This window comes from Planktotalea sp., from assembly GCF_049680325.1.
Lineage (GTDB): Bacteria > Pseudomonadota > Alphaproteobacteria > Rhodobacterales > Rhodobacteraceae > Planktotalea.
In genome coordinates, this window is sequence record NZ_JBAUHO010000072.1 from 1 (window position 1) to 8,584 (window position 8,584).

Below are 8,584 nucleotides of genomic sequence, written 5' to 3' on the forward strand. Positions count from 1 at the left end.
AAATCTACTACGAGAACGGTCAGCAGTTCGCCTATCATAACGACCCCGAAAAGACCCGCGCTTGCACCAACTTGCAGGGCTGGACCACATTGGGCGATATCGGGCGGTTGGATGATGACGGTTATCTATATCTCACGGACCGAAAGTCATTTCTGATTATTTCTGGCGGCGTGAACATCTATCCGCAAGAAACCGAAGACACGTTGCTGAACCATCCTGCCGTCCTTGATGCCGCGGTCATCGGCATCCCTCATGAGGATTTTGGCGAGGCTGTTCATGCCGTTGTGCAATTGGTTCGCGAGCATGAAAACACGAAAGGGATGGATGAGATACTGATGGCATTTTGCCGCTCGAAACTCTCCGCTTTGAAGTGCCCCCGCAGCATTGAATTTCGAACTACCTTGCCGCGTTCCGCAACAGGTAAAATGCACAAGCGCGTTTTAAGATCCGAGTACTGGGACAAGAACTAGACGCCGCTAAGCTGTGCTTTGAAGTAACTTGCGTTGCACGCATGCTGCCCTTGCATTGCGGCATTGCACAATGAGCAGGCTCGCTGACCTTCCTTTTGCCACGGCTGGGGCCTAGCTACGTCTCAACGAAATATTTGTAAGTTGAGGTTTCACAATGGCTGTTCTTGATTTTTCCGCACATGGCGCTGCTTCCCTGCGCTCACGCATTGCTGCGGGTTTGCGCAGTGGCCTTGAGAGCTTTGTGCGCGCCCGTACACGCGCCGCTGAGTTTGAGTACTTCCAAAACCTCAGTGACAGCGAGCTGGCCGCGAAAGGCCTGCGCCGCGAAGACATCGCGATGCATATTTTCCGCGACTACAACATCTAAAAACATAGGCATCTGCGGCGCAAGTCGTGCGCAGATGCTTGACAGTGCAAAAGGTTGAGGCCAAGCCTTCACCCATGTTGGACATGCGCCCTGTAGGATATGTGATCGGCCTGTTGGTCATGATGCTCGGGATGGCGATGCTGCTTCCCTTGCTGGTTGATCTTGCCGAAGCACGGGGGCATTGGCCGGTCTTTCTTCAAAGCGCTTTGATTACGTCACTTGTGGGCGGCCTGATCGCTTTGGCCTGCTCGAACGGGGTCAAAGAAGGTCTGAACATTCAGCAAACATTTCTTCTGACGACGGGTGTCTGGCTCGCCTTGCCGATCTTTGGCGCGCTGCCCTTTATGCTTGGGGTGACTGAGCTGAGCTTTGTCGATGCGTTCTTTGAAGCGATGTCGGGACTGACCACAACCGGCGCCACCGTCATCACAGGGCTTGATACCTTGCCAAAGGGTTTGCTGCTTTGGCGTGGATTGATGCAATGGATTGGCGGCGTGGGTATCATCGTTGTGGCGATGGTGTTTCTGCCTGAACTGCGTGTCGGCGGTATGCAGATTTTCCGCGCGGAAGGCTTTGACACGATGGGCAAGATTTTGCCCCGCGCGACGGCGATTGCCGCTCAGGTGTCCTATATTTATGTCGGCATCACCTTGGCCTGTGCCGTCAGTTATATGTTCTTTGGTATGAACGCCTTTGACGCCAGCGTGCATTCTATGACGACTGTGGCGACAGGTGGATTTGCCAATTACGATGCATCCTTTGGCGCGTTTCCAGCGGCAACAGAATATGTGGCTTCGGTCTTTATGGTGCTCGCGGCGCTTCCCTTTGTGCGCTATGTGCAGCTTTTGAACGGCCACACGGCAGCTGTTTGGAACGACTCGCAGGTGCGCGGGTTTATGATGACGATTACCGTTCTGGTTCTGATCTGTGCTGCTGTGTTGGCCTTGGGGCAGGACCGTGCGTTTGAACCCGCCTTCCGCAAGTCACTGTTCAACATCATTTCGATCGTTTCAGGCACGGGCTATGCCAGTGCGGATTACATGCTTTGGGGCTCGTTCCTTGTGGCATTGTTCTTTTTCTCGGGCCTGATCGGGGGATGCGCGGGATCTACGGCCTGTTCGGTGAAGATATTCCGTTACCAACTTTTGTTTGCGTCAATCAAAACGCAGATGCGCCGTATCCATTCACCAAATGGAATTTTCACACCCCGCTATGAAGGTCGCCCCGTCAGCGATGACGTTCTAAGCTCGGTCATGTCCTTCTTTGTTTTTTTCGTTGTGACAATGGGCTTGCTGGCTGTTGCACTTAGTATGACGGGCCTTGATTTTGTGACGGCTCTGTCAGGCGCTGCGTCTGCGCTAGCCAACATCGGGCCGGGCCTTGGCCCCGAGATCGGACCCGCAGGCAATTATGCCGGGCTGAATGTCGCTGCGAAATGGCTGTTGGCTGCCGGGATGTTGATTGGACGGCTGGAACTTATGGCGGTCTACGCGATTTTGACGATTGGCTTCTGGAGAGCATGACATGACCCAACGCCCCCTTGGTGCGCAGATATCCCATATGCTGAAGGCGCGTGGGGTCGATGTGATCTTTGGCATTCCGGGCGTGCATAATGTGGAAATGTATCGCGGCATCGAAGAGGCGGGTATCACCCATGTGCTTGCGCGTCACGAGCAGGGCGCGGGGTTCATGGCCGATGGCTATGCGCGCGCAACGGGCAAGGCAGGCGTGGCCTATGTGATTACGGGCCCCGGCCTGTGCAATACGATGACGCCGCTGGGACAGGCCTATTCCGATAGCGTGCCTGTGCTGGCGATTTCGTCCTGTCTGGATGAGACGGGCGCGAAACATGGGCAGTTACACCAGATGCTGGATCAAGCGGGCGCTGCACGCACGGTGTGTGATTGGTCCGAAGAAGCGCGCAGCGCCGAGGCTGCTTATGCGTTGATTGACCGTGCTTTCATAGAATTTGCCAGCGCGCGGCCACGCTCTAAACATGTGCAGGTCCCTATCGCTTTGGCTGCCCGTTTGAGCGACACTGCGCCCGCGCCGTTGAGCGCGCCTGCACGCGCGCAAGTGCCCCTTGCAGAGCTTGATAAAGCGGTTGCGATGTTGCTTGCAGCGCAAAAGCCGGTCTTTGTTTTCGGGGGCGGCGCTGTGGGCGGGGCAGAGGTTGTGGGCGAACTGCTGCGCATGAGCGGCGCTGCGAGTTTTACCACCTACGCCGGACGCGGGGTGGTGCCTTTGGATACGCCTTTGCACTTCGGGAGCACGTTGGCGCGCAGTGACAGTGCGGCCTTTTTTGCCGAAGCGGATCTGGTGCTTGCGGTTGGCACAGAGCTGGCCGAGGTGGATATCTGGCGCGATACGCTTGGTCATCGCTGCCCGATGATCCGCGTTGATCTTGACCCAGCGGTGTTGGGGCAGGGACAGGCGGGTGATGTATTGTTGCAAGGGGATGCCGGTGATTTTCTGCGCGCCATGTCGATGTCCATTCCTGCGCGCACCGTCGATGCCGCGCCGTGCTGGGATGCCAAGCAGGTGTCAGACACGCGTGCGCGATGGCGGGCGGAAACGGATGCAGAACGCCCCGGGATCGTGCCGATATGTGATGCCCTGCGCACGGCCTTGCCCGCGGACACAATGATTTATTCGGACATGACGCAGTTCGCCTATGTCGCCAAGGAAGTCTGGGACATGGATCGCCCGTCCCATTGGCACCATCCGTTTGGATTTGGCACCTTGGGCTATGCTTTGCCTGCGGCCATTGGTGGCAAGATTGGCATCGGCCAGCAACCCGTGATCGCAATCGCGGGGGATTACGGGTTTCAGTATACGCTGCAAGAGCTGGGCGTCGCGGTCGAGTTGGAGTTGAGCCTGCCGATCATTCTTTGGGACAATGGCAAGTTGAAAGAGATCGAGGATTCTATGGTGCGCAGCCAGATTGCGCCGAACGCGGTGATCGCGCGCAATCCTGATTTCTGCAAACTGGCAGAGGCGTATGGCGCTGCAAGTGCACGGCCTGACACGCTGGCTGATTTAGCGACCGAGATGAAAAAAGCGCTGGACCGAAAGGGTCCAACGCTTATTCATGTAACGCCTGATATCCTAGGCTAAATGTTTCGCGCGCGAAACAATTTGTATTTGTTAACAGTGCGTTAACCTTTTTTGCGCGCGGGCCTTATTCCCAGCAGCTGACCAGAACGGTCATGTCTGCGGCAAGGCTTCCGAGGTCTTCGGGTGCCAGCTGTGCATTGGCGTTTGCCGCCTTCGCAGTGATGCCTGCACCAGAGAGCATCTGGGCAATGACAGCCGTTGGAACAGAAAAGCCAACGCCCTCTGGCAATGCCCGACCTTTCATTTCCGCAGGGGCCAGCATCCCGATAATTGCGCCTGTGCTATCGAGCACGGGACCACCAACATCGCCGGACATTGTTTTCACGTCCAAACGGTTCAGCGTGGTTTCCCCGCCAAGTCCGCGCAGATCGGCGAGGGTGCCGAAGGTCAGGGTCGGTGCGTTCAAAGCGCCCTCAAACGGGTAGCCAGCAACGGCGATTTCGCTTTTCAGGCGCGGCGAGCCATCGCGGAAAGCTGCGATGCCAGCGGGTGCCAAAGCTTCCTCTGGGCGCAGCAAGGCGAGGCCGTTCGCTTCGTCCGTTGCGGTGACCTTCGCATCGTAATCGCCATCTATTGTAATGCGTGAACATGATTGAACCGCTTCAAGCGTTGTGAGCGCAATGCCATTGCTTGTCACATAAAAGCCGCTGCGCGACAGACGCGGTGTGCGAATTTGCAAACCCGACACCAGATCAATTTGTTGCGCTTCGTCCATGCCCGCAGTGGGATCAAGGACGCTGTCCAAGCGGGTAAAGCTTGCCTGCATCTGCGCCAAAAGACGTGTTCGGCGCTCTTCATCGCCCGCGGGCCAGATCAGGGTGAAGCCCTTTACGTGACCGTCCTTCAGGCTGACTTCGGTTTGGGAAATGAAGGTTTCATTTTCACCGACAAGCGAAAAGCTGTTTTCATCGCGGCTGCGCGGGCCTTCAAGGGGGACGATTTCCAGCGTTTGCAGGATATCATAAAGGCCGTACAGCGTGCTTTGATCGCCTGCCTGACTAATCAGAACGACCTTTGCGCCCTTGGCAAAACCTGTGCCTTCATAATGGGCAAAGGGGGATTCATAGCGATCGAATTTGACTGCACCAAGGGGCAGAGCCATTTCGATGCCGGCCTGCGCGTCCTGAACAAGGCGAAGGTCAAGCCCTTCGAGCACTGCGTTATACTGTTTGGTCAATGTCGCGCGTTGCAAGGTTGTCAGGATGCCCGTTGTTTCAAAACCATTGGCGTCCTGCCATGCGGCCATGGAACTGCGTGTACCGCGCCCGAAAGAGCCATCAATGGCGGCGTTATAAAAGCCTGCCCATTGCAGCATGCTTTGCAGGTCTTTCTTTTCGTCGCGGCTAAGGGCGGCTTCGCTGGCGCGGGCTTCGCGCGGCGTTTCGTCCGATGCTTCGGGTTCTGGCGCGGGGGCGGGGGCCTCTGCGACGACGGTATTTGCCTGTTCGGACGGAAGCGCCGGAGCGAGTGGTGTTACACTAAGCAGGTTTGCGCCAACGGGCCAGAACTGCTGACGGAACGAGGCAGAATAAGCGATGAAACTATCGCGCGGAATGCGCCCTTCATTACGATAGCCGCGCAGAACGGTTTCTGCGTCCTCAACGGTATAGGGGCCAAGTGCGAGCGCATACCAGCCACCGCCCAAGGAAAAGCCGTTCACATCCGGCAATGCCGATGCGTAAGCGCGCGCGCGGTCTTCGGCAGCGTTAAGGCTTGGCTGGGCTTCGATTTGCACCCAAGCGGCATCTTGCGCGAGAGCAGGTCGCACGGCGGCGAAAAGCATCAAAACAAAGGTCAGAAAAAAACGTTGCATAGGGTAATGGCCTCAAAATCGGACTGTGGTTCGCTTTACAGGGTCTTAGCTGCGCAATAGGGGCAGATTGGGTGGGGTTTTCGGCAATTTTTAGGCAATAGTCCACAGCATTTGCGCAACATCTTCGTGAATTACGCCATATGTTGATTGATTGACCCCTGCGTGCGCAGCGGCTAATCAGGCGCAAAGGCACGTAGGGCGTGCGAACTATTTGGCGGCGGGTGCGATGAGCTTAGAAAAACCTAAATCATTTCAAGAGATTATCCTGCGATTGCAGGCCTATTGGTCTGCTCGGGGCTGCGCGATAATGCAGCCCTACGATATGGAAGTCGGGGCAGGCACGTTTCACCCGGCGACAACCCTGCGCGCGCTTGGCTCAAAACCCTGGGCTGCGGCCTATGTTCAGCCCTCGCGCCGCCCAACGGACGGGCGCTATGGCGAGAATCCCAACCGCTTGCAGCATTACTATCAGTATCAGGTGCTGATAAAACCCAGCCCGCCCGATTTGCAGGCGCTTTATCTTGGATCGCTAGAGGCGATTGGCGTGGATATGGAAATGCACGACATCCGCTTTGTCGAGGACGACTGGGAAAGCCCGACGCTGGGTGCCTGGGGTCTTGGTTGGGAAGTTTGGTGCGATGGTATGGAAGTTAGCCAGTTCACCTATTTCCAACAGGTTGGCGGCCATGATTGCGCACCAGTCGCCGGCGAATTGACCTACGGTCTGGAGCGCCTTGCGATGTACATCCTTAACTGCGATCACGTGATGGACATGCCCTATAATGATCCGCAATCGCCGATCCCGCTAAGCTATGGTGATGTGTTCAAGCAGACCGAAGAAGAATACGCGCGCTGGAATTTCGACGTGGCCAATACAGAGGTTTTGCTACGACACTTTGAAGAAGCGGAGGCCGAATGCGCCAGCATTCTTGCGCAGGAACACGATGATCCGAAGACAGGCAAGCGCATCATCATGGCGCATCCAGCTTATGACCAGTGCATCAAGGCCAGCCACATCTTTAACCTTCTTGATGCGCGCGGCGTGATTTCGGTCACCGAACGCCAAGCCTACATCGGGCGCGTGCGCACGCTGGCCAAGGCTTGCGCCGATGCCTTTGTGCAGACGAATGCGGGCGGGTACGTCGCATGACAATGGGCAAATTTCTAGCGGGGTTCACCGTGTTTGCAGCGATTCTGGCCGGTGGGGCCATGTATTATCTACAGGTTTACGCCTTTTATGACGAGGTCACGCCGACGGGCGATGATGTGCAATTGGTGTCGCTGGTGTCCGGTGCGCCAGAGGTGATTTTGTTCGATGATTTCAAGGCGATTGACGCGGATAGCTCGCCCATCCGTTTTCGCGCCTGCTTTCGCACGGATATGAGCCATTCGCTGCTGACCGAAACATATGTGCCCGCGACAAAGGCCGATCCGCGCAATGCACCGAACTGGTTCGATTGCTTTGATGCGGAAGCTTTGGGCGCGGAACTGGTGGCAGGCACGGCATTGGCGTTTCTGGGGCAAAAGAACATCGCTTACGGTGTGGACCGCGTCGTTGCGATCACCGAGGACGGGCGCGGCTATATCTGGCACGAGCTGAATGAATGCGGCGAAAAGGCCTATGACGGCTCGCCTATCGGGGAGGCTTGCCCGCCCCGCGACGAATTTGAGGACCAAAACTGATGCCTGATCTGCTGATTGAACTTTTCTCCGAGGAAATTCCGGCGCGCATGCAGGGCAAAGCGGCGGATGATCTGAAAAAGCTGATGACTGACGGATTGGTTGAGGCGGGTTTGACCTATGCCTCTGCTGCTGCGTTCAGCACGCCGCGCCGTTTGGCGCTGACGATTGATGGTTTGCTGGCGCAGAGCCCGACAGTGCGCGAAGAGCGTAAGGGTCCAAAGGTCGGCGCGCCTGATAAAGCGATCGAAGGGTTTTTGCGCGGGGCAGGCCTGACGCGCGATCAATTGGAAGAGCGCGACACACCTAAAGGCGCGATTTACTTTGCGAGCATTGAAAAGCCGGGGCGCCCTGCCGCAGCTATCATTACCGAGGTTCTGGAAGGGGCGATCCGCAATTTCCCTGGGCCGAAATCCATGCGCTGGGGCAGCGGGTCTTTGCGCTGGGTGCGGCCGCTGCATTCGATCATTTGCTTGCTAAGCGATGAGGCGGGCAGCGAAGTCGTGCCGCTGGATGTGGATGGAATTGTCGCGGGCAAGACCACCCATGGCCATCGTTTCATGGCACCCAAGCAGATCACTGTGAGCGGGTTTGAGGACTATGAGGCGCAGTTGAAACGTGCCTTTGTGGTGCTGAACGCGGGCGAGCGCGCGGATGCGATCTGGGCAGATGCGACGAGCCAAGCCTTTGCGAATGGGCTGGAAGTGGTTGAAGATGCAGGGCTTTTGCGCGAGGTCGCAGGGCTGGTGGAATGGCCTGTTGTGCTTATGGGCAAGATTGCCGAGGACTTCCTTGGCCTGCCGCCAGAGGTTTTGCAGACCTCTATGAAAGAACATCAGAAGTTTTTCTCAGTGAAGAACCCCAAGACGGGGCGTATCGAGCGGTTCATCACTGTGGCCAACCGTGAAACGGCAGACAATGGCGCGACGATCCTTGCGGGCAATCAGAAGGTCCTGTTCGCGCGGCTCTCGGATGCGAAGTTCTTCTGGGAGAATGATTTGCGCGTGGCGAAGGCGGATATGACAACTTGGACAGAAGCCCTCTCCAACGTGACGTTCCACAACAAGCTGGGCACGCAGGCGGAGCGGATTACCCGTATCGCAGCTTTGGCGCGTGAATTGGCGCCTGTTGTGGGTG

General features: G+C 56.9%; 8 protein-coding genes. 7 read left to right on the forward strand and 1 reads right to left on the reverse strand.

Annotation, left to right across the window (positions count from 1 at the left end):
• The 4 genes from WBC85_RS02960 to WBC85_RS02975 all read left to right on the forward strand — a co-directional run.
• Positions 1–470 (forward strand): AMP-binding enzyme (locus tag WBC85_RS02960; RefSeq protein ID WP_424433184.1); only part of this gene is annotated, 470 nt, incomplete at its 5' end.
• 154 nt (positions 471–624) lie between these two features.
• Positions 625–837 (forward strand): DUF1127 domain-containing protein, encoded by a 213-nt coding sequence (locus tag WBC85_RS02965; protein WP_424433185.1) that lies wholly within the window; start codon positions 625–627, stop codon positions 835–837.
• Between the two features lie 74 nt (positions 838–911).
• Positions 912–2,360 (forward strand): TrkH family potassium uptake protein, encoded by a 1,449-nt coding sequence (locus WBC85_RS02970; RefSeq protein WP_424433189.1) that lies wholly within the window; start codon positions 912–914, stop codon positions 2,358–2,360.
• Between the two features lie 37 nt (positions 2,361–2,397).
• Positions 2,398–3,954, forward strand: a complete 1,557-nt coding sequence (locus WBC85_RS02975) for a 5-guanidino-2-oxopentanoate decarboxylase (RefSeq protein WP_424433190.1) — start codon at positions 2,398–2,400, stop codon at positions 3,952–3,954.
• 64 nt (positions 3,955–4,018) lie between these two features.
• On the opposite strand, the gene WBC85_RS02980 is transcribed toward WBC85_RS02975, so the two are convergent.
• Positions 4,019–5,767: a serine protease gene (locus WBC85_RS02980; protein ID WP_424433186.1), complete on the reverse strand. Its 1,749-nt coding sequence runs from the start codon at positions 5,765–5,767 to the stop codon at positions 4,019–4,021.
• 226 nt (positions 5,768–5,993) lie between these two features.
• On the opposite strand from WBC85_RS02980, the gene WBC85_RS02985 reads away from it, so the two are divergent.
• From WBC85_RS02985 to glyS, 3 genes are all read left to right on the forward strand, one after another.
• Entirely contained in the window at positions 5,994–6,917 is a 924-nt protein-coding gene (locus WBC85_RS02985) for a glycine--tRNA ligase subunit alpha (protein ID WP_424433187.1), read from the forward strand.
• Positions 6,918–6,919: 2 nt separating this feature from the next.
• The gene (locus WBC85_RS02990) at positions 6,920–7,450 is read left to right on the forward strand and encodes a DUF6446 family protein (RefSeq protein ID WP_424433191.1); all 531 of its coding nucleotides are present in this window, start codon (positions 6,920–6,922) and stop codon (positions 7,448–7,450) included.
• Positions 7,450–8,584: glycine--tRNA ligase subunit beta (gene glyS / locus WBC85_RS02995; RefSeq protein WP_424433188.1), on the forward strand; the 1,135-nt coding region annotated here is incomplete at its 3' end. The genes WBC85_RS02990 and glyS, both read left to right, overlap by 1 nt.

Coding starts and splice junctions, on each gene's coding strand:
- WBC85_RS02965 (WP_424433185.1), top strand. CDS start 625: ATGGCTGTTCTTGATTTTTCCGCACATGGCGCTGCTTCCCTGCGCTCA.
- WBC85_RS02970 (WP_424433189.1), top strand. CDS start 912: ATGTTGGACATGCGCCCTGTAGGATATGTGATCGGCCTGTTGGTCATG.
- WBC85_RS02975 (WP_424433190.1), top strand. CDS start 2,398: ATGCTGAAGGCGCGTGGGGTCGATGTGATCTTTGGCATTCCGGGCGTG.
- WBC85_RS02980 (WP_424433186.1), bottom strand. CDS start 5,767: ATGCAACGTTTTTTTCTGACCTTTGTTTTGATGCTTTTCGCCGCCGTG.
- WBC85_RS02985 (WP_424433187.1), top strand. CDS start 5,994: ATGAGCTTAGAAAAACCTAAATCATTTCAAGAGATTATCCTGCGATTG.
- WBC85_RS02990 (WP_424433191.1), top strand. CDS start 6,920: ATGGGCAAATTTCTAGCGGGGTTCACCGTGTTTGCAGCGATTCTGGCC.